The sequence below is a fragment of the Bacillus sp. FSL E2-8887 genome (assembly GCF_038007205.1).
Lineage (GTDB): Bacteria > Bacillota > Bacilli > Bacillales > Bacillaceae_G > Bacillus_A > Bacillus_A mycoides.
In genome coordinates this window covers 1,261,786-1,281,805 of the sequence record NZ_JBBOWS010000001.1, presented here as the reverse complement: position 1 = coordinate 1,281,805, position 20,020 = coordinate 1,261,786, and the positions used below count along the sequence as shown (strand labels likewise).

22 protein-coding genes are annotated in these 20,020 nt (G+C 36.4%); 1 reads left to right on the top strand and 21 read right to left on the bottom strand.

All coding sequences use genetic code 11. The annotated features are described in order from the left end of the window. Window positions 1-62 precede the first annotated feature (62 nt). The 11 genes from dinG to NSQ08_RS06370 form a co-directional block, all read right to left on the bottom strand. Entirely contained in the window at window positions 63-2,867 is a 2,805-nt protein-coding gene (dinG, locus tag NSQ08_RS06420) for an ATP-dependent DNA helicase DinG (RefSeq protein WP_328068167.1), read from the bottom strand. A gap of 130 nt (window positions 2,868-2,997) precedes the next feature. Further along, window positions 2,998-3,381 (bottom strand): aspartate 1-decarboxylase, encoded by a 384-nt coding sequence (gene panD / locus NSQ08_RS06415; protein ID WP_000490176.1) that lies wholly within the window; start codon window positions 3,379-3,381, stop codon window positions 2,998-3,000. 12 nt (window positions 3,382-3,393) lie between these two features. Next, a complete protein-coding gene (panC, locus tag NSQ08_RS06410) occupies window positions 3,394-4,242 on the bottom strand; it encodes a pantoate--beta-alanine ligase (protein WP_016101475.1) in 849 nt (282 codons plus the stop codon). Continuing rightward, a complete protein-coding gene (gene panB, locus NSQ08_RS06405; protein ID WP_002011854.1) occupies window positions 4,242-5,078 on the bottom strand; it encodes a 3-methyl-2-oxobutanoate hydroxymethyltransferase in 837 nt (278 codons plus the stop codon). The genes panC and panB overlap by 1 nt, the downstream gene beginning before the upstream one ends. 342 nt (window positions 5,079-5,420) lie before the next feature. Then, entirely contained in the window at window positions 5,421-6,401 is a 981-nt protein-coding gene (locus tag NSQ08_RS06400; RefSeq protein WP_002086594.1) for a biotin--[acetyl-CoA-carboxylase] ligase, read from the bottom strand. Beyond that, the gene (locus NSQ08_RS06395) at window positions 6,386-7,579 is read right to left on the bottom strand and encodes a CCA tRNA nucleotidyltransferase (protein WP_002086595.1); all 1,194 of its coding nucleotides are present in this window, start codon (window positions 7,577-7,579) and stop codon (window positions 6,386-6,388) included. The genes NSQ08_RS06400 and NSQ08_RS06395 overlap by 16 nt, the downstream gene beginning before the upstream one ends. After that, on the bottom strand, window positions 7,566-8,711 hold the full coding sequence (gene bshA / locus NSQ08_RS06390; RefSeq protein ID WP_002086596.1) for an N-acetyl-alpha-D-glucosaminyl L-malate synthase BshA: 1,146 nt from the start codon (window positions 8,709-8,711) through the stop codon (window positions 7,566-7,568). The genes NSQ08_RS06395 and bshA overlap by 14 nt, the downstream gene beginning before the upstream one ends. Beyond that, the gene (gene bshB1, locus NSQ08_RS06385; protein ID WP_340772646.1) at window positions 8,708-9,412 is read right to left on the bottom strand and encodes a bacillithiol biosynthesis deacetylase BshB1; all 705 of its coding nucleotides are present in this window, start codon (window positions 9,410-9,412) and stop codon (window positions 8,708-8,710) included. Before bshB1 ends, bshA begins: the two co-directional genes overlap by 4 nt. A gap of 11 nt (window positions 9,413-9,423) precedes the next feature. Continuing rightward, window positions 9,424-9,819 (bottom strand): methylglyoxal synthase, encoded by a 396-nt coding sequence (mgsA, locus tag NSQ08_RS06380; protein ID WP_000684753.1) that lies wholly within the window; start codon window positions 9,817-9,819, stop codon window positions 9,424-9,426. A 14-nt stretch (window positions 9,820-9,833) separates the two neighbouring features. Beyond that, on the bottom strand, window positions 9,834-10,634 hold the full coding sequence (gene dapB / locus NSQ08_RS06375; RefSeq protein ID WP_002188996.1) for a dihydrodipicolinate reductase: 801 nt from the start codon (window positions 10,632-10,634) through the stop codon (window positions 9,834-9,836). Further along, window positions 10,631-10,975, bottom strand: a complete 345-nt coding sequence (locus NSQ08_RS06370; RefSeq protein ID WP_002011846.1) for a nucleotide pyrophosphohydrolase — start codon at window positions 10,973-10,975, stop codon at window positions 10,631-10,633. Before NSQ08_RS06370 ends, dapB begins: the two co-directional genes overlap by 4 nt. A 508-nt stretch (window positions 10,976-11,483) precedes the next feature. Here NSQ08_RS06370 and NSQ08_RS06365 point away from each other — a divergent pair. Then, window positions 11,484-12,365: a YitT family protein gene (locus NSQ08_RS06365; RefSeq protein ID WP_002011845.1), complete on the top strand. Its 882-nt coding sequence runs from the start codon at window positions 11,484-11,486 to the stop codon at window positions 12,363-12,365. 28 nt (window positions 12,366-12,393) lie between these two features. Here NSQ08_RS06365 and NSQ08_RS06360 read toward each other — a convergent pair whose 3' ends face one another. The 10 genes from NSQ08_RS06360 to NSQ08_RS06315 form a co-directional block, all read right to left on the bottom strand. Next, complete coding sequence (locus NSQ08_RS06360; protein WP_340772636.1) at window positions 12,394-13,044, bottom strand: uracil-DNA glycosylase; 651 nt, start codon at window positions 13,042-13,044, stop codon at window positions 12,394-12,396. A gap of 133 nt (window positions 13,045-13,177) precedes the next feature. Then, window positions 13,178-13,858 (bottom strand): zinc metallopeptidase, encoded by a 681-nt coding sequence (locus tag NSQ08_RS06355; RefSeq protein ID WP_002086606.1) that lies wholly within the window; start codon window positions 13,856-13,858, stop codon window positions 13,178-13,180. Between the two features lie 105 nt (window positions 13,859-13,963). After that, a complete protein-coding gene (ypjB, locus tag NSQ08_RS06350) occupies window positions 13,964-14,749 on the bottom strand; it encodes a sporulation protein YpjB (RefSeq protein WP_002141040.1) in 786 nt (261 codons plus the stop codon). A gap of 107 nt (window positions 14,750-14,856) precedes the next feature. Continuing rightward, window positions 14,857-15,543, bottom strand: a complete 687-nt coding sequence (gene lit / locus NSQ08_RS06345) for a lipoprotein intramolecular transacylase Lit (RefSeq protein ID WP_340772632.1) — start codon at window positions 15,541-15,543, stop codon at window positions 14,857-14,859. Between the two features lie 25 nt (window positions 15,544-15,568). Next, the gene (locus NSQ08_RS06340; RefSeq protein ID WP_002086612.1) at window positions 15,569-16,159 is read right to left on the bottom strand and encodes a DUF1405 domain-containing protein; all 591 of its coding nucleotides are present in this window, start codon (window positions 16,157-16,159) and stop codon (window positions 15,569-15,571) included. A 512-nt stretch (window positions 16,160-16,671) separates the two neighbouring features. Further along, window positions 16,672-17,439 (bottom strand): menaquinol-cytochrome c reductase cytochrome b/c subunit, encoded by a 768-nt coding sequence (qcrC, locus tag NSQ08_RS06335; RefSeq protein WP_002011836.1) that lies wholly within the window; start codon window positions 17,437-17,439, stop codon window positions 16,672-16,674. Window positions 17,440-17,482: 43 nt separating this feature from the next. Next, window positions 17,483-18,157, bottom strand: coding sequence for a menaquinol-cytochrome c reductase cytochrome b subunit (qcrB, locus tag NSQ08_RS06330; RefSeq protein ID WP_000932700.1), 675 nt, complete (start codon window positions 18,155-18,157; stop codon window positions 17,483-17,485). After that, window positions 18,158-18,670: a menaquinol-cytochrome c reductase iron-sulfur subunit gene (gene qcrA / locus NSQ08_RS06325; RefSeq protein WP_002030772.1), complete on the bottom strand. Its 513-nt coding sequence runs from the start codon at window positions 18,668-18,670 to the stop codon at window positions 18,158-18,160. A gap of 144 nt (window positions 18,671-18,814) precedes the next feature. Continuing rightward, the gene (locus NSQ08_RS06320) at window positions 18,815-19,270 is read right to left on the bottom strand and encodes a YpiF family protein (RefSeq protein WP_113770076.1); all 456 of its coding nucleotides are present in this window, start codon (window positions 19,268-19,270) and stop codon (window positions 18,815-18,817) included. A gap of 153 nt (window positions 19,271-19,423) precedes the next feature. Then, window positions 19,424-19,960, bottom strand: a complete 537-nt coding sequence (locus NSQ08_RS06315; protein WP_002086615.1) for a ReoY family proteolytic degradation factor — start codon at window positions 19,958-19,960, stop codon at window positions 19,424-19,426. Window positions 19,961-20,020 lie beyond the last annotated feature (60 nt).

The following is a 20,020-nucleotide window of genomic DNA, read 5'->3' as shown; positions in this document are numbered from 1 at the left end:
TCCTACCCACATTTTTTACGCCTGAAGTTTAAATGTACTTCAGGCGTATTTTTCTTCCAATTTTATTCATTTGACGATTCTTCTAACTGTACTAACAATTCTTCTAACGGTCCTTCATAGAGCGGTACAGTTGGGATTGATTGTAAAAATCGTTTTCCATAGGAAGAACTTGTCAAACGACGATCTAATACAAATACAGTTCCCGTATCTGTATTTGTTCTAATAAGACGACCAAACCCTTGTTTGAAACGTAAGATTGCTTGTGGGAGCGCCAACTTATCAAATACGTCTTCTCCTTGATTTTTTAACCACTCTCCTTTTGCTTCCATCATCGGCTGATGAGGAGGGGTAAAAGGCAGACGGACAATGACAAGACAACTCAGAGCATCTCCAGGTATATCTATCCCTTCCCAAAAACTACTTGTTCCTAACAAAATCGATTTGTCGAACTCCTGGAATTTGCGGATTAGACGACTTCGGCTCTTATTATTCACACTTTGCGTTAATAATAAATATCCTTCTAATGTCTCATCATTTTTCAAATTCGTATACGCTTCTTTCAACATTTCATACGAAGTGAATAAAACGAGCATTCTACCTTTTGTAGCTTTCGCTATTTTCGCAATATGTGCCGATATAGACTCAATATATTCTTCATTACTTGCTTTCTTAATAAAAGGTACATCCGTTGAAACCATTAATTTCATTTGCTCTTCAAAACGGAATGGTGATGGAACCTTTAATGTATTGGGAGCAAAATCATGTAAACCTAGCTCCTCTTTTATATAGTCGAATGAATCATTAACTGTTAACGTTGCTGATGTGAAAATAACACTCTTTTTCTGGGTTAAAAATTCATCAGCAAATCTTTCACCAATATGAACAGGCTGCGCATATAGAACTGTTGAATGAATCGTTCCCTTCGTTTCAGTCTCCATCCATGTCACGTATGAATTTTTTTCTAAAATGAGTAATTGTAAAGATTGTGCCATCTTTCTCAACAACTCAATTAAATGCATATATTCACCTGTAACGACATGCATCTCCCATTCTAATTTACTTTGCAATATTTCAGCTTGCTTCTCAAGTGTAGTCAATAACTTTCTTACATCATACACAAATCGATTTGTTAACTCGGTAATGCTATCCCATAACTTACCTTTCTCTACTTCCGTGTTATATCGATAAATGAGTGGCATATTGCTCATCCCTTGTTCCTGCTTTGTTTGTTTAAATACGAAAGTCCGTAACATTTGAAATAGTTCATCCGCATCAAATTTCAATTCCTTCAAACTATGACTCACCATACGGAAAGTCGAACGCGATGCTTGCTCTGATTTTTTCATCATTTTATATACTTTAGAAAGTACATCATCTGTTTCTAGCGTACCAAGACGAGATAAAGCTAATTGAAAATACATGCATGAGAACTGTTCACCTAATGTTCTACTCGCCGCTTCCTCGATATGATGAGCTTCATCAAAAATAATATGTTCACATGAAGCAAATAGTGGTTCTTCACTTGAAAAATCTTGAAATAATAACGCATGATTTGTAATAACGATATCTGCAAATAATGCTTTATTCTTTGCTCTTTGATAAAAACAACGACTATACCAGTTACTTTGCATCCCGCCTGGACTATGTACATCACTACAAATACGGTTCCAAAGTAACTTGCCGCCCTCAGGAATATTCAATTCATCACGATCGCCAGTTTCCGTTTGCAATAACCACACTAAAATTTTTGCCTTTGTGAGCGCCATATCATAATTTTTCTCTTCCTCTTGCAAAGCATATTCAAATTTGTGTAGACAAAGGTAATGCTTTCTTCCTTTCAGAAGAGCTACTTCAAATGAAAATGGCATTATTTTCTTTAATAAAGGAATTTCTTTTTCTAGTATTTGTTGTTGCAATTGTACAGTTTGTGTACTTATAATGACAGGTTCTTCTTTTTTCTTTGCGAAATAAATACTTGGAAGTAAATATGCAAGCGTCTTCCCCGTACCTGTTCCTGCTTCAATCAGTGAAAACCTAGAATCTCTTAGCGCTGTATATATTTCCTTCATCATAATCTGTTGGCTTTCTCTTTTTTCAAACTTTGGCATATTCAATTCAAGTTTATCGATTGTCTTATGTAAGAAAGCATCAAATTTAGATGAGTATGTTTCACTGAGGCTTAAAGAATAATTCCGCTTTCGAAGCGCAATATTTCGATACACCTCACACTCCTCTGCCTCTTCTTTACCATGCATCATTTTCTTTAAAATATTTTCAGAAAGTACATCAGCTATATCACTTTGGAAAACATCACTTAATTCATAAAGCGATTGTAATGTGACAAGTGGTAACTTTTCAATTTCACTTAAAAATTGTAAAAACAACTCCGCTGTTGCAAGAGCATCACTATCCGCACGATGTGGTTGATCGTGCTCTAGTTCATGCTGCTTAGCTAAATCACGTAATTTATAACTATCAGCTGTCGGCAAAAGAATTTGCGCCAATTCAACTGTATCAATTTTAGGACAATGTACTTCTGTATATCCAGCTTGCCTTAATTCTTCATTTAAAAAATTCCAATCAAAGTGAACGTTATGTGCAACAAAAGCCGCACCTTGTAATAGCTCAACAATCATCGGGGCTACATCTCGAAATAACGGGGCTTGTTTTACAAGATCTTCATCAATCCCAGTTAATTCTGTAATAAATAGGGGAATCTCTCTCTTCGGATTAATAAAAGATGAAAAAATCTCTAATATCTCTCCATCTTCCACTACAACAGCTGCAATTTGGGTGATTTTATCCTTCCCATCCTTCCAGGAGTTCCCTGTCGTCTCTAAATCAACAACGACATAACGCTTACTCATATATGTAACACCTCAATTTCTTACCTATCAAACACAAAAATTATATAATGTTACTATACCACGTTTTACCTCATCTTAATGAAAAGATGCACAAAAAAGCTATCTCCTTAATTAGAGATAGCCTTCCTACTTATAATATCGTGCCAGCTTTTTCAGCACCTAACATTTCAATAATTTGATTATCATCGTCTAATACTGCAATTTTCGGCTCTTGTTTATGAATATTTTCTTCTGCCACTAAACCATAGCAAATAATAATAACTTTATCACCCGGTTGTACAAGCCTTGCAGCTGCACCATTTAAACACACAACACCGCTACCGCGCTCTCCTTTAATAACATATGTCTCTAAGCGTGCTCCATTGTTGTTATTTACAATTTGTACTTTTTCATTTTCTACAATATTTACCGCATCCATTAAATCTTCATCAATTGTAATACTACCTACATAATTTAAATTTGCTTCTGTTACAGTTGCACGATGTAACTTCGCTCTCATCATTGTGCGAAACATAGATGCTCCCCCTTATTTCCCCATTAATGTTATATTGTCAATTAATCGTACATTTTCAAACTTAACCGCAATCGCTAAAATGATTCTTCCTTCAATTTTATTTATTGCTTTTAATGAAGGATATGCATATAAATCAGCATAATCTACAGTGCCTTTCGTATACTTCTCAATATGCTCTTTCACAAGATTCATAATGATTTCCGGATTACGTTCGCCTGCCTCAATTCGTTCTTTCGCTATACATAGACTGCCGTATAAATGAGGAGCCTCTTCACGTTCTTCTAATGATAAATACACATTACGAGAACTTTTCGCTAATCCATCTTCTTCCCTTACAATATCAACTGGTACGATCGTAACGGGAATATTAAAATCAGTTACGAATCCTTCAATTACAGCTACTTGCTGTGCATCTTTCATACCGAAATAAGCACGCGTTGGCAATGTAATATTAAATAGTTTCATTAGTACAGTCGCCACACCAGCGAAATGACCAGGTCTTTGTTTGCCACATAATACGTCGGTACGCTTCACAACTTCTACTGTTGTCGTTTGTTCTGCTGGATACATCTCTTCTACACTCGGATAAAATAAATAATCAACACCATTTTCTTTTGCTACATTTTCATCTCTAACAATATCACGTGGGTATCGATCTAAATCTTCATTTGGTCCAAATTGTAGTGGATTTACAAATACACTTAAAACTACAATTTCATTTTCTTCCCTTGCCTTACGTAGTAACGTAGCATGCCCTTCGTGTAAATACCCCATCGTTGGAACAAAACCGATACTTTTTCCACTTGCATGCAGTTCGTTTGTAATTTGCTGCATCTCTTGCACTGTAGTTATGATTTTCATTATTGTTTTCCTCCGTATAACGCTAAGCACTCTTCCTCTTTCATTGTAAATGAATGTTTTTCTTCAGGAAATTGCCCTGTCTTTACTTCAGTAACGTATTGCGAAATCCCTCGCACAATCTCCTCTTGAACAGACGTATATTGCTTCACAAATTTCGGAACACGATTTACGCCGTACGAGATAAGATCGTGGTATACAAGAACTTGCCCATCTACTTTTTGTCCTGCTCCAATTCCAATTGTAGGAATTGTTAACTGCTCTGAAATAAGTTCTGCTAATTGCATTGGCACACATTCTAGCACAAGTGCTATCGCACCAGCTTCCTCACATTTCTTTGCATCTTCTATTAATTTTTTTGCACTTTCAGCATCTTTCCCTTGTACTTTATACCCACCTAGCACTCCTACAGATTGAGGAGTTAAACCTAAATGCGCCACAACGGGAATTCCCGCATTCGTTAAGTAGTGAATAGTTGATATAACTTCTCCAGCACCTTCTACCTTTAATGCATGTGCCCCGCTCTCTTGAACAATGCGACGTGCATTAATCATCGTATCTTGCAATGAGACATGATAAGACATAAATGGCATATCAGTTACAATAAACGTCTCTTTCGCTCCGCGGCGTACAGCTTTCGTATGATGAATCATATCCTCTACTGTTACTGGAACTGTTGAATCATACCCAAGTACAACCATTCCTAGAGAATCACCCACTAAAATCATATCGACTTTAGCTTCTTCTGCTAATTTAGCAGATGGATAATCATACGCCGTTAGCATTGTAATCGGCTCACCTTGCTCTTTCATTTTCAAAAAATCTGTTTTTGTTTTCAAAAACTACTCCTCCTTTATGCAGGAGAGAGGAGATGGCCGAAATCATATAAAAAACCCCTCTGGCCATAAAAGGGCAGAAGGGTTGTGTGTTAGTCGGCATTATTCATCCCTCTGTCCCAGTCCATTATTGGATCAAGGCAGAATCCAAATTATTATTTTTTCATACTGCGTAAAATAATGGTGCAGTTCGCTTTGATACTGCCCATATTCGAACTAATTATAGCAAACTCTGAAAAGGAATTGCTACATTTTTTCGAAAAAATAATTTTTTATCCCTATTACGGTATGTGAAATTTATTAGTATCTAAATGACAAAAAGAAGCTCCAAAATAGGAACTTCTTTTACTTAATTTCTATATCAGCAGAATGAATGTGGTGCACTTGTCCTTGATGATCCTCAAGTAACAATACACCATCCTCCGTAATTCCTTTTGCTAGCCCATTAATAGTTTCCTTCATTGTTCGAGCTGTAATTTCTTTTCCGATACTTACTGCGTAACTTTCCCAAAGAATTTTAATAACAGAGAAGCCATTTTTTAAATACTCTTCATACAATTTCTCTAGTTGCAAGAAAATTTGTTGCATAAGTTCCGCACGAACAATCGGCTTACCCGATTCAATTGCTAATGAAGTTGCAATTTGCTGAATTTCCTCATCAAAATGTTCTTGTTTCTGATTTGCATTAATGCCAATTCCCATAATAACCGCATTAATTTTATCTGGATCAGCTTGCATCTCCGTTAATATACCGACAGCTTTTTTACCTTGAATTAAAATATCATTCGGCCACTTAATCCCTACGTTTACACCGGTACATTTTTCAATTGCTTGCGCTACGCTAACAGCTGCTAATAAAGTAAGCTGTGGTGCATGATGAACTGGAATCGAGGGACGCAAAATAATACTCATCCAAATTCCTGTTCCTTTTGGGGAATACCATTTTCTACTTAAACGTCCTCTACCTGCTGTTTGTTCTTCAGCAACGACAATTGTTCCCTCTTCTGCACCTTCATAAGCAAGTCTCGCTGCAATATGCTGAGTAGACTCAACCGATTCTTCAAAATAAACCGTTCTACCGATACGCTCTGTTTGTAATCCTAATTGAATCTCATTCGCAGTTACTTTATCTGGTTTACTAGCAATTCGGTACCCTAAGCGGCGTACAGCTTCTAGTTCATACCCTTCATTACGAAGGTCCTCCATATGCTTCCATACAGCGGTTCTCGAACAGCCAAGTTTGTCACTAAGTATTTGACCAGATACAAATGCACCATCTGCTTCAGAAAAAACTTGTAATAACTGCTTTCTTATAGTAGATTGCATCTTTGTAGCCACTCCCTTATATCCTCTTTCTTATTAACTAAATCTCCTTGTACGATTGCTTCTTCAATATTTTGAAGCATTTCGGCAACCCACGGACCTGGCTTTTTATCTGTCCAGCTTAATAAATCATTACCAGTCACATTCATTTCTTGACGATTTTTTATCGGCAATGCATGAAATAATGATTGTACTTGCTTAACAGACGCACTATTATAACTTTCTATTATCGCTTCATATACTCTTTCCGCCATCTCAGCGATGCGAATCCCAGTTTTATAAAGAAGGATTGTATCCCACTCCTTCTCCTTTCTAGAACGAATTGCTAATAAAACCGCTACGATATCTTTAATCTTTTTATTCGAGAACTTCCATTGACGCAGAAAGACAGATGGATGCTCTTCTCCGATACAATATAGGAAAAATGCCCACGCCTCAACGTCTGTTTCGAAAGAATCCCATTTATACTGCGTAGCTTTCAAGAGTCTTTCTTCTGACATTTGCAAATATGGCAGATGAGAAAATAGCTTAGTTTCTACTAACTCTTGAAGACCATTCACACAATATGTACCGGTCAACAATTTTTCAAATTCAACTGTAATTCTTTCAATCGCTATATGTTCGAGCAAATGCCCATACGTTTCAATTGCTTGTTTCGTCTTTATTTCCAAAGAGAAACCTAACGTACTTACGAACCGAATACCACGCATCATTCGCAGTGCATCTTCTTGAAAACGGTCTGCAGCATCTCCAACCGTTGTAATTTCCTTCAGACGAATCGCTTCTTTCCCAGCAAATAAATCAACCATTTCGCCTTCCTCTGTCATTGCAATTGCATTCATCGTGAAATCACGTCGTTTTAAATCCTCTTCTAATGAACGGACAAATTGAACACTACTAGGTCTTCGAAAATCTTCATATTCGCTTTCTGTTCGAAAAGTAGTTACCTCATACGGTTCACCATTTTCTACAACAATTACAGTTCCATGCTCAAGACCAACCGGAACATGTCTTGGGAAAATAGCCATTACTTCTTCTGGTAAAGCAGATGTTGCGATATCGATATCTCCAATCGGTCTATCGATAATTAGATCGCGTACACTTCCACCAACGAAGTACGCCTCATGTCCGTGCTGTTTTAACATCTCAATAATTGAACTAGCTTTTTTAAATCTTTCCATTCTTGTCATCCCTTAGTATGTCATAATAAATCGCCTCATACTGTGAAACGATTTTTTCCGAACGAAACTGCTCATATACAGATTTCATCGCTCGCTCTCCCATATTACGGTGAAGTTCTTCATTTTCTAGTAGCTGAATTGCTTGCTTAGCTATTCCGTCTGTATCTCCAACTTCACATATATATCCTGTTTCACCATGTTGAATGACCTCTGGAATACCCCCAACCCTCGTTCCGATACTAGGCACACCACACGCCATCGCTTCTAATATAACAAGACCAAAACTTTCCTTTTCTGATAAAAGTAGCATTAAATCACTCATCGCAAGAAGCTCTGCAACATTATCTTGCTTTCCTAGGAATAAGACACGTTCCTCAATATGTAAACTTTTCACCAATTGTAAAATAGTACAGAACTCTGGTCCATCACCAACAAGAAGCAATTTCGCATCTACTTCCTTTACAATTTTGGCAAATGACTGCACAACATCCTGTACACGCTTAACCTTTCGGAAATTTGAAATATGAATCAACACTTTTTCATTTTCTCGTATACCATATTCTTTTTTTAATTGAGACATATCACGTTTGAAATAAACACGTTCATCTACAAAATTGTATACCGTCTCAATTTCTTTATCTGGTTTTACAAGTTCATTTGTTTCTTCAATTAACGAATGTGACACAGCTGTAACAACATCAGATTGTTCAATACCAAAGCGAATTAAATTATTTAACGAAGGGTCGGAACCTAACACAGTAATATCCGTTCCATGTAAGGTCGTAACAATTTTAATACGCTCCCCAATCATTTGTTTTGCTAAATATGCACAAATAGCATGAGGGATTGCATAATGCACATGTAAAATATCAAGGTTTTCTCTTTGAGCAACCTCTGCCATTTTACTCGCTAATGCTAAATCGTAAGGTGGATATTGAAAAACAGAATATTGATTTACTGTTACTTCGTGAAAATAAATGTTCGGGTACACTTTATTCAACCGAAATGGTACACCCGATGTAATAAAATGAATTTCATGCCCGCGTTCCGCCAATTGCTTTCCTAACTCTGTCCCAACAACCCCAGAACCACCTACAGAAGGATAACATGTAATACCTATTTTCAATTTCATTTACATCCCCCTATTAAATCAGCATGTAATAAAACCGGTTTCTTACTCATAAATCCTTCGGCATACAGCACTCCAACTTCTTTCCCAAACATCTTCTCCCTAGCGATTACAGTTTCAACGTATCCTTCGGTTAATGGCGTCTTAACACCATCACTCCCTGTTGAAAACTGACTTTCATACGCTTCTAACGCTTCCACCTTTTTAGAAAGGTATTCACTAATATCTATACAAAAATTCGGTTTATGAAAACCATTAATCATATAATTATAAAACGACTCTACACGGTGCGGCGAAAGTTCAGGCATATATTTACGAATTCCCGCTGAAAAGATAGCTTCTTCCACAAGTTTCGCGCAATTAGCATGGTCTGGATGACGATCTTCGTAATATGGTGCGAAAATTAGTGCTGGTTTATATGTACGAATAATCTTTACAATTTCACGTATATATTCTTCTTTCATATACAAACCACGATCTGGCATTGCTAAATTAATTCTCGTTTTTACTCCCATAATACGAGCTGCAGCCTTTGCTTCTTCTTTTCTTAGTTCTACCGTTCCATTTGAAGAAAGATCAGCTTCTGTTAAATCGCAAATGCCTACTTCATATCCTTGCTTCGTATACTTTGCAATGGTACCTGCCATGCCGATTTCAACATCATCGGCATGAGCACCAAACGCTAATATATGTAATCCACTCATAATTGTTCCCCTCATTTTCTTAACTTTCGGTAATCTAAATCTCCCCGCTCTAATGCATGCATTAGCATTTCAGCACTTGCCATATTTGTTGCTAATGGGATGGCGTATACATCACATAAACGAAGTAACGCATTAACATCTGGTTCATGCGGCTGGGCTGTTAGTGGATCCCGGAAAAAAATCACCATATCCATCTCATTTTTTGCAATCATTGCACCAATTTCTTGATCTCCACCAAGAGGACCGGATTGATATCTTGTTACAACTAAACCAGTTGCCTCCATAATACGAAGTCCTGTCGTTCCTGTTGCAAAAAGTTCATGTTTTTCAAAAATTGGTTTATATGCGTATGCGAACGAAACCATATCATCTTTCTTTTTGTCATGTGCGATTAAGGCAATTTTCATCCGTTGTCTCCCCTTTAGTCGATAATATTTTCTAAACCGTACACAAGATGATCAAGGTTCATTACTGTTTCAATTGATAGTTTTACACCTGACATAAATGATGCACGGTTGAATGAATCATGACGAACTGTTAACATTTGTCCATCTCCGCCGAACATTACTTCTTGGTGTGCAATAAGCCCTGGTAGACGTACGCTATGAATGTGAATACCGTCTACATTTGCACCACGTGCCCCTTCTAATTGTTCCGTTTCATTAGGATGCCCTTGCTCTTTTGGTACACGATTTTGGCGGATTAATTCTACTGTTTTTACAGCTGTACCAGATGGTGCGTCTAATTTTTGATCATGGTGTAATTCAATTACTTCAACATCTTGGAAGTACTTCGCTGCCATTTGTGAAAATTTCATCATAAGAACTGCACCAATCGCAAAATTTGGAGCGATAATTGTTCCTACTTCTTTTTCTTTTGCATTTTCTGTTAATTGCTTTAGTTCTTCTTCAGTAAATCCAGTTGTACCAATAACTGATCGAAGTCCACGTTCAACTGCAAGTGTCACATGTTTCTTTCCAATTTCTGGTGTTGTTAAATCTAACAATACATCTGCTTCTACTTCATCTAAACAAGTATGTAAATCCGCGTAAATAGGTGCATCTAGCGCTGGCATTCCCGGTACATCAGAAATTTTTTCTCCGCCATGCTTATAATCAATTGCTGCTACTAAATTGAAATGCGCTGTTCTTTCCATAAGAAGGACTGCTTCATATCCCATGCGTCCTCGTGGTCCAGCGATAATTACTTTAATTTCTTTCATGCGTCTTTCTCTCCCTCATCAATACGTGTCCAACGATCTTTATCACGTGTATTAAATTTATTCATTACAATGTTATGCGCTGTTTCTAAATCAATATTTAAACTATTTGCCATACAAATCATAACAAATAAAACATCTCCAAGCTCTTCCTCAACACTTCGTTCTTTCTCAGTCGTTTTCTTTGGTTTCTCACCATAATAATGATTAACCTCTCTTGCAAGCTCTCCCATTTCTTCAGTTAAACGAGCCATCATTGCAAGCGGACTAAAATAACCTTCTTTAAATTGACCGATATATGCATCTACTTCTTTCTGCATATCTTTCATCGTTTTTGCTTCCATACTAGTCACCTCTTATTCCTTCCTCTTTCATGTTAGCCAATTCATCGCGATTTGACAAATATTATTCCCTCATATCACTATTTACGACTCTTTTTAGGATAGACTATAATAAAGTGAAACTTCTTTTGCGTGATTTTTACAAAAAATCAGCCTGAACCAATCGGGCTCTTACGGCTGGTTCGACCTTTCTTCACTGTTTTACCCTCTACCAGCCGTTAGAGCGGGGTAAAGTGAAACTTCTTTTGCGTGATTTTTGCAAAAGATCAGCCTGAACCAATCGGGTCCCTGCGGCTGGTTCGACCTTTTCTTCTTTGCTTTTCCCTCTACCAGCCGTTGGGACGGGATAAAGTGAAACTTTCTTTTGCAGTTTTTCCGCACAATATCAGGCTGAACTAATTAAGCTCTTATACCATTCTCTATTTTTACTATCAACTAGAAATAACTTATTATTATGTTCTATCGTTTAAGAGGAGCAATGCAATCATTACATAATTAGGGGGATTTCTAAATGACATCAAATTTGAAGATTCGGAATATCATTTTTATTTTAATCGGTTCCGCTATTTTTTCTTTCGGTATTGTGAATATCAATATTGAAAACCATCTTGCAGAGGGTGGATTTACCGGCATTACGCTATTATTATATTTTAAATTTTCACTTGATCCTTCCTATACAAACTTAATTTTAAACGTCCCTCTATTTTTTATTGGCTGGAAATTACTCGGCCGAACAACATTTTTATACACATTAATCGGTACATTTAGCGTCTCTTTATTCCTTTGGGTGTTTCAGCGCTACGAGGTTCTCAACTTACATTTAAACTTGCAAAATGATATGACACTGGCTGCTTTATTCGCTGGGGCATTTATCGGCATAGGACTTGGAATTATATTCAAATACGGCGGGACTACTGGCGGTGTTGATATTATCGCAAGGCTAGCTCACAAATATGTTGGCTGGAGTATGGGAAAAACGATGTTTATGTTTGATGCGGTCGTTATCATTATCTCTATTCTTACATATTTATCATATCGCGAGGGCATGTATACGTTAGTTGCTGTTTTTATCGGGGCTAAGGTTATTGATTTCATGCAAGAAGGTGCTTATGCAGCAAAAGGAGCAACTATTATTTCTGATAAAAACGATGAAATTGCTTCAAAAATTTTATCAGAAATGGAGCGCGGAGCAACCTTTTTAAAAGCAGTTGGATCCTATACAAAAATAGAACGTAATGTACTATATTGTGTTGTTGCTAAAAATGAAATCGTAAAATTAAAAAATATCATTATTTCAGTAGATCCACATGCCTTTGTCGCTGTAAGTGATGTACACGATGTTGTTGGTGAAGGATTTACATTAGATGAAAATAAAAAACCGTTACATAATTAAATTCAGCTAGAAAAGCTCTGTAGCTTTTCTAGTTTTTTATTATAAATCTTTTAAGTTTCTCCAAATCCTCATAAATAAGCTCCAACAAACTCCGATTATAGAAAATAGAAGCTGGATGAAAGGTCGGAAAAATATGATATTCTTTTTCTGACCAAATAAATTCTGTACTGCTGCTATCTTTCAATCGCTGCACAGGTTGCTTTAACAATTCTCCATGAACATCCGTAATTTTATTATTTTTACCAACTAAACGCTGTAATGCAATATTACCAAGTGTGACAATAACCGGCTGCTGTATAAATTCCAGTTCATAATCTAGCAAAGGTGCATGGGCAAGTATCTCACCTTGATTCGGTGTTCTATTGTACTTCTTCTGTATTATTTCGCCATTTCGTTCCCTTTTCTCTCTCCATTTATAAGGTCTACTCCGGACCGCACTCGTAATATATACTTCTTCCCTTGTAACGTGAATACGTTCTAAAAATTCCATTAAATGTTTTCCCGATCTCCCACTAAATGGAATCCCATTATGAATTTCTGTTTCACCAGGTGCTTCTCCAACAAGCATTAATTTCGGGTTTTTAGGGCCCTGTCCACTTAAAAAACCTTCTAATTGGTATGTAGCACTACGCTCCTTCACTTGTTTAACTAAATAATATGGATATTCTATGTCCGTCACCTTCTTTCATCATTCCATACTTATCTTTATTTTAACTAGTTCTATACCCCATATTCTCTCTATTATTTCCATTTGTAACATATTATAAGATTCAATCCACAAAACAAAAAAAGACTATCAAAATTGATAGTCTTTAATCGTCGCTACGCTGCATACCAGTATAAATTAATACGAGACGTAATAATTCAAATACTGCTACAGCAGCTGCTGCTACATATGTTAATGCTGCCGCATTTAATACTTTACGAGCTTGACCGTACTCATCTGTTGATACGATACCAAGTGCTTCAATTTGTTGCATTGCGCGTTTTGATGCATCAAACTCAACTGGTAATGTAACAAGTTGGAAAATAACACCTGCTGCCATTAAAATAATTCCTAGTAACAACAAACCAGACATTTGTGCAAATACACCAATTAGGACAAAAACCCATGACATGTTTGAACCAAAATTAGCAACTGGCACTAACGAATGGCGTACACGCATAAAGTTATAATCTTTCGCATCTTGAATTGCGTGTCCTACTTCATGTGCTGCTACAGCTGTACCAGCAACTGAATGACCATAATAGTTATCTGTCGATAATCTAACCGTCTTTACACGCGGGTCATAATGATCTGACAAATGACCTGGCGTTTCTTCTACGGCTACATTGTACAATCCATTTTCATCTAAAATTTTTCGAGCCACTTCCGCTCCTGTCATACCTGATGTTGAATAAACTTGTGAATACTTGCTATAGGCACTACGTACTTTTGACTGTGCATACAACGGTATGATCAAAATGATCGCGAAGTAAATTAAATAAAACATCATAAACCTCCATTGAAGTTTTAATTATAGTACTTCTCATTCTATTTTTTTCTTCCACCGTTGTCAATAAATAAACCTTACAATCCGTATCTTTATTTATGCGTATTATCTATCTTTAGAATGCAAGTTGCTTCTCCGCTTCTCTCTCTCCCCTTTATACTTTCTCCATCCAACATACGTTAAAGTGAACAAAATAAGTCCTCCAGTAATTGTCATAAACCAAATGAGAGATGGAGCAATCTCATCTTTTTTTACTGTATGAAATATTTTTTGCAAATCACCTTTAATAATCCCTAGTTGCATTTGTCCACCTTTCGTTTTTAACATAACGTTACGAAATTCATCCAAATAAGATAAATGTGCATTTACACGCTGCGCTTCGTTTTCTGGCAGAGCAATCATTAAACTAGGATAAATAATATTAAATTCATTTAAAAATGTATTTAGCGTCTGTTGGAACTGTCCATCATCTTCTTTTTCCATCGCCTTTTCTACTTGAGAAAAAGCATTCATTATCTTTCTTTCTCTTTCCATCCAAAGTGGCTGATATTTAGATACTTGTGCATCAACAGCAAGTTGTAACGCTAACATATTATCCACTTTAACTTGCCTATCTGAATCTTCCGCGAGAGATTGTTTCGCCTTATCGTATGCTAAAGAAACGACTCTAATTTGTCCCGGAGTTACTTTTGAATTATTTTCATTCTCCTTTGATAGAAATTGCTCTGAGAAATGGTACAGTACTTGTATTGCCTTTTCATCTTCTTTTTTCTTCACTAACTGCAAAGAGTCATCTAGCAATCCAGTTAGTTCACTCCACTCTTCAGCATATATACGTACTGGAAACATTATAATTAGAAATGCTATCAGTCCAATTAATGTTCTCTTCATCCCGGTCCCCCCTATAACTACTAGTACAAAATATGTGGAATTGGACAAGAATAGAACAGAACAAAACCAAAAAATATATTATCTCTATGAAAACAAAAAAATTCTCTTTAAACAGAGAATTTTTTCTTTGAAACCCTTTTCTTTTTCACTAAATATTTATACACACCGTAGCAAAGCATGCTACCACCTAAAATCAATAATAAAATAATACATGCAGCATGCATAAAGAATTCTTCCGGTAACATTAAAATAACCGGATCTGTTTCAATATCAAACATCCAATAATCATTGCTAAATAAAAGCTTATGAAATAATACGAAACTCTTTTCAAAATTAATAGCAATTGGTAACGTAAGAGCTATTGGAAAAATAATTGTAAGAATCGCTCCATGAAGTAAAAACTTTTCTTTTTTCTTTTTTAATAAATACGCTCCTCCTAATACAACAATTACAATCGTTCCATACATTATATATTGAATCTTTACTAAAATATTTTTAACATCTACAAAATGAATGCGTCCATTTGTGGACATATCTAATGTCGGCAATTGTAATGCACCTTCATAAAACGGCGATAAATATGTAATAAGCACATCATAGTTTCTCTTAATTTCATCTTTCGTCATATCCGCTAAATCTGGAATATTTAAAAAATCAATTTCAAAATAATACAACCATTTTCCATATACAACTACCGTTGTCGCGAGAGCGAAAACAGAAAATGCTATGCTATAGGAAACTACTAAAGTGATCAATCGATCCAATATGTTTATACCGCTCTTATTTTTCTTCATTTTCTCCCCCTAAATGTCCTCACCATCATAAAGAAAACTGTTTTCGGTTCTCACGTAAGCAATAATAATATGTAATACACAGTACAGCAATACTTAACCAAAACGTAAAATAACCAATTTTCTCTACAAATAAATGCATAATCCCATATCTCGGCATTTGCCAAAATAAATAATCAATTGCATCATTATGTAATGTCCATATGCCAGCTACAGTGAAGTGCCATTTTTTTATCCGATAAAACGGAGCATATAACATTCCCTGCACTGCCATCGCAAAATGAGATAACATTAACATATATCCCATAAGGCCAATAGGGCCTTTTACATAAATCATAATTGCATTTACAACAACAGCCCAAACACCATATTTTATTAAAGTAACTATCGCTAGCGCTTCTATTAACCCCCAGTTCTTCTTCATCAAAAAAGCAATTAAAACAAAGACAAAAAAGAGAGTCGCCATAGGGCTATCTGGTACAAACGGCCAAAATATAGGTGAGGTTTCTTTTAATTGATTTCCATACCATATGAATCCGTAAATTGTACCTAATATGTTAACAACCAATAAAAATAATAGTACCGAACGTTGCCTTAACATTGCATACAAGTAAGCCAATCTGTATGTCCAACACCTTTCAAACAAAGTAATTCTTTCATCGAACTCTACTCTATTATATAGCAAACTTTCCGTCATCGTAGAGTAGAAAACTGAAACAGATTAAATTTTCTTTAGGGATGGCTTTGCTATCCCTTTTCTGTTTCAGCTTCCCCTCATCAAACCGTACGTGAGGTTTTCCCTCATACGGCTTTCCGATGCTCTTCCTTCTTTAGCTTTCAGTTTGTTCTAGCTTCCTACTTTCACGAGTGTGTATGTTATTTTCTTCATCAAGTCCTTGATACGACCATGTTTCTTTCGAACATTTCTTTTCTTATTCCAAAAAAGGTTAAGCCGTTCTAAGACGTACCAATCTATTTTACCGAGCCACTTCTGTCCAATTGAAGATAGGCTATAATAATTTTTGAATCCTTGTAGAATTCTATTTAAACCTTTCACCATCAAACAGTGCCCAGCTTAGCTGGGCACGCAAAATAAAAAGCTGACTACAGATTTTGTAGTCAGCTTTTCTATTATTTTTTATTATACTTTGCAACGAATTCCGAAAGCTTTTTCAGTTCCTCATCTGTACCTTTAAATACACCTTTAGGCATTGAACCTTTTCCATCTTTCGCAATTTTAGCGATCTCTTCTGGTTTTAAAGTTAAGTTTTGTAAAGCCGGTGCTGCCGCTCCGCCCTGTAAATTGTCACCATGACATGTTAAACAAGTATTTTTTTGCATCAACTTGTAGCCGTCATCATTTTTATCAACTGGTGCTGTTTTTACAATTGCTCCTTGTTTTTTTGCAGCTTCCCAATCGTGGTGTGCTACAGATTCCCAAGTTAAAAAAATAATCGATGCAATTGCTAAAAGCATAAACCCCGTTGCTACAGGACGCTTCAATGGTGCTCTTTCTGGGCCTCGATCTAGAAACGGAGCTAATAGTAACGCTCCAAACGCAATCCCCGGCATAATAAACGCACCAATTACAGTAAATGAGCCTGAAGCATACGAATACTTTAATAACTGATACAAGAATAAGAAATACCAATCTGGAAGTGGTATATATCCTGCATCTGTAGGATCCGCCATTCTCTCAAGCGGTGACGGATGCGCCACTGTTAAACATAAATAACCGACTAAAAAAACTGCACCAACCATCCATTCTTTTAACAAGAAATTCGGCCAAAACGCTTCTGTTTTCCCTGGATATTCAGAATAATCTTTTGGAATATTTGGTTTCCGGGCTACTGGTACCCGAGAATCTCCTACAAACTTCATCCCTTTGCCGCGATGCATAATCTCCCTCCTTTTGTTCTTTCCCCTTTAATTTAGCAATCTCTTATAGCGGACCGGAAATACCTTGTTTGCGAATCATGATGAAGTGGAAGGCCATTAAACCTAGAAGTGCTGCTGGTAAGAAGAAGACGTGAATAGCAAAGAAGCGAGTTAATGTTTGAGCGCCAACGATTTCGGAATGACCAGCGAGTAATGTTTTAATATAAGGACCAATGAGCGGCGTTTGCTCTGCAATTTGAATCCCTACTTTCGTAGCAAATAACGCTTTCATATCCCACGGTAATAAATATCCGGTAAAACCAAGACCTAACATAACAAAGAAAATAAGAACACCAACAATCCAGTTTAACTCACGAGGCTTTTTATACGCACCTTGGAAGAAAACTCTGAGTGTATGTAAAAACATCATTACAATTACGAGACTAGCACCCCAGTGATGCATACCACGAACAATTTGCCCGTAAGCTACTTCATTTTGTAAATAATAAACCGACTCCCAAGCATTTTTAATATCCGGCACATAATACATCGTCAAAAACATTCCGGACAAAATTTGAATTACTGTAACGAAAAAGGTAAGTCCTCCAAAGCAATAGACGAATGCAGAAAAGTGATGTGCCGGGTTAACATGCTCAGGTACTTCATGATCAGCGATATCACGCCATATCGGTGTAATATCTAAACGTTCGTCCACCCAATCATAAATTTTATTTAACATCTACTTTGCACCCCCTCTTGGCTTCGCTTTTCCTAAATACAGCGTTCCATCTTTCACTTTAGACTCGTACACATCAAGCGGAGCAAGAGGCGGTGTGCCTTTAATGTTCATCCCATCTTTTGTGTAACGTCCCCCGTGACATGGGCAAAAGAATTGATTAGGATGTGCTTTGTCCGAATTCCAGTTCACTGTGCAACCTAAATGTTTACACACTGGAGAAAATGCAACAATGTCTCCGCTTTCATCTTTATGCACCCAAGCAGATTTTGGCTCTTCAGACTTGTACCATCCGTCAACCTGCTTCACCTTAAAATCGAAGCGCTTCGGCTCTGTTGTAATATCCTTTACTTGTCCAACAGCAACCATATCTGTTCCCACTTCTTTTCTTAACACCGGATCAAGCGCAAACCTCGTCATCGGCATTAAAATACCCGCCGCCATAAAGCCTCCTACCCCTGTAAGTGTGTAATTTAAAAACTGTCTTCTTGACACACGATGTTCTTTCTCGCTCACGAAAATTTCCCCCCTCTATCAGAAATTGTCCCCTCGTGAAAAAATTATATAAAAAATAAAAACTAGGACACTATCATGATATAATACCCTCTTGCATAGGTCAATATCATACTACTCATAATAATAAGAACTTTCTGTTTATTGTTATTTTATCCATCTTTCTTCCAACATTTCCATAATATTTTTTATGTGTGCACGAATAACTTCCCTTTTCGCTTGGTCACTAAATTGCTCTAATGATAACGATGGAAACCAAAATAAATCACCCTGCACATCTCTCATATCTTCTTTCCATGAAAAGTCACTTGTCACATAGGCAATATGCTTAAAACCTTGCCTTTTTAAATGATCTGTCCATTCTTGCAAACGGTCTTTTTCATTCTTTTGGCTCTCTACCAAATACGTAAATGCGGGCAGTAAAAGCACTCTTCCTTTATACTCCCTTTCCAACTCCATACTCAAAGCCTCAATAAATTCACCTTGCTCTACAACCATTTTCATCCCTTTTGCTGCCGAAATAGACAAAAGGGGTATAATCCCTGTATCTACATACTCCCTCGCTTGCTCAAACTGTTCTACATCTTTTACAATCCATTTCACCTTTTCTCCCCTCCTCCATTCGAAATAACAGAACTTTCACTTTATATATATTAAACCATACTAAAAGAGGTAAAAAAAGAAAAACTACCTATTATTAAGTAGTTTTTCTTAAAAAGTCTGAATTTCGTAAAGATTACATAATCAAAATGAATTCTATAAAATTTTCAACTCTGCTGTTAACCTATGAAATGCTTCCTTATCTTGCTTATCCAAAGCTTCATCAATTTGTTTCAAAAGACGTTCTCTTCTAAATGAGAATACACTTTCTTCTAAAAATCGTTCTGCAAGCAATCGATCTTTTTCATTCACTTCAATATGCTTTGGCAAATATGGGTTTTCTTCTAATACAGCTACATAGTTTGCATTTTGGAACGATGATTTAAAATTAAGCTGAATATAAATATCCTCATCTCGATTCAAACGAATATCATGAAACGATTTTTCTGCATCTGTTGTCATTACATTTTGTTTGAAAAAGTGAAACGGTGTGTCTTTCACACAATTTGCTGACATTACTAAGCCACGCGGACAATATTTTGCATGTTCTACGAAGTGGACTTTATGCATTAATTGATCGTGACTCATTAAATAATTCAAAATCCATACACATTCACGCTGTTTCAGTTGGTAATTATTCAAAAACCATTTTACAAAATCCTTCTTCTCGTTTACAGAAACAGGGGTATTCATAGCGATTAAGTCCCTCCTCTGTCTTTCTCTTTTCTTTTTAGATTCAAGAAGCGGCATTCA